The sequence below is a fragment of the Methylomonas rivi genome, from assembly GCF_024505165.1.
GTDB classification, from domain to species: Bacteria; Pseudomonadota; Gammaproteobacteria; order Methylococcales; family Methylomonadaceae; genus Methylomonas; species Methylomonas rivi.
Map to the genome: position 1 here is coordinate 1 of NZ_JANIBK010000253.1, position 1,661 is coordinate 1,661.

Sequence of the window (1,661 nt, forward strand, 5' to 3'; positions counted from 1 at the left end):
CCCGCCGCCCGCACCGCCTCAATCCCGCTATCCTACGCCCAGCAACGTCTGTGGTTTCTGGACCAACTGGAGCCGGACAATCCCTTCTACAACATCCCGGTAGCGCTACGCCTGACCGGGCGTTTGGACCTTACCGCACTGAAGCAAAGCTTCACGGCCATCGTCCGCCGGCACGAAATCCTGCGGACCGTGTTCGACACCGGCCCGGACGGCGAGGCGGTGCAAACCGTCCGCCCGGACCTGACGGTAGAACTGGAACGCATCGACCTGTCCGACTTAGAGTCCGGCCAAGAAGCCGCTTGGCAGGCGCTATGCCGACAAGAAGCCGCCAAACCCTTCGACTTGTGTAACGGACCCTTGATCCGTGCCCGCTTATTGCGGTTGAGGGACTGTGCCGAACAGCAGGATGCGGTACTGTTGTTGACCATGCACCACATCGTCTCCGACGGCTGGTCGGCGGAACTCCTAATTAAGGAATTCAGTTCGCTGTACCGAGCGTTCACACAAGGACTCGCCGCGCCGCTGGCGGAATTGCCGATTCAATACGCCGATTTTGCCTGCTGGCAGCGTCAGTGGTTGAGCGGCGAGGTACTGGAGCGCCAGTTACATTACTGGCGGCAACAACTGGACGGCGCGCCGCTGGTGCTGGATCTGCCCACCGACCGGCCAAGGCCGGCGGTGACCACCTACCGTGGGGCTAGTCTGGCTTTCGAACTGCCGTTGACCGTGGCGCAAGCGATACGGGCGTTGAGCCGACAACACAACGTGACATTGTTCATGGCGCTATTAGCCGTGTTCCAATTACTGCTCAGCCGCTACAGCGGCCAAGCCGACCTGTGCGTCGGCAGCCCGGTTGCCAACCGCAATCGGCCGGAAATCGAAGGTTTGATCGGCTTCTTCGTCAACACCTTGGTGCTGCGTGCCGATGTATCGGCAAACCCGACGGTGGCCGAATTTCTGGCGCAAATCAAAACCACGGTCCTGGACGCCCAACAGTACCAAGACCTGCCATTCGAAAAACTGGTCGAAGCGCTGCAGCCCGAGCGCGACCCCAGCCGCAGCCCGCTGTTCCAAGTCATGTTCGTACTGGCCAAACAAGAGCCGCTGACGCTACACCTTCCGGATTTAGCCGTCGAACTGATCGAAGATTCCGGCAACATGGCCAAATTCGATGTAACCCTGCACATCCAAGACTGGCCGGATGGGCGGATCAGCGGAAGCTGGGAATACAACACCGATCTGTACGATGCCGCCGGTATCGAACGTCTGGCTCGGCACTACCAACAGTTGCTGCAAGCGGCCGTCGCCGCCCCCCTGCGCAGAGTCAGCGAACTGCCGCTGCTGAGCGAAGCGGAAAACCGGCAAATCCTCGCCGACTGGAACGCCACCGAAGTCGAATACCCGCAAGACCGCTACATTCACCAGCTGTTCGAAGCGCAAGTCGAGGCAACCCCGGACGCCATCGCACTGAGTTTTGAAGATCAGCATCTCATCTACGCCGAACTGAACGCCAAAGCCAACCAACTGGCGCATTACCTGATCGAACGGGGTGTCGGCCCTGACGTATTGGTCGGCATTTGTCTGGAACGCTCGCTGGAGATGGTGATCGGCTTGCTGGGTATCCTCAAGGCCGGCGGCGCTTATGTGCCGCTCGATCCCAA

The 1,661-nt window shown here is 60.2% G+C and carries 1 protein-coding gene; it reads left to right on the plus strand.

Going from position 1 to position 1,661, the window contains the following annotated elements; genetic code table 11:
• A partial coding sequence (locus NP596_RS20710) for a condensation domain-containing protein (RefSeq protein WP_256617284.1) occupies positions 1 to 1,661 on the plus strand: 1,661 nt, incomplete at both ends.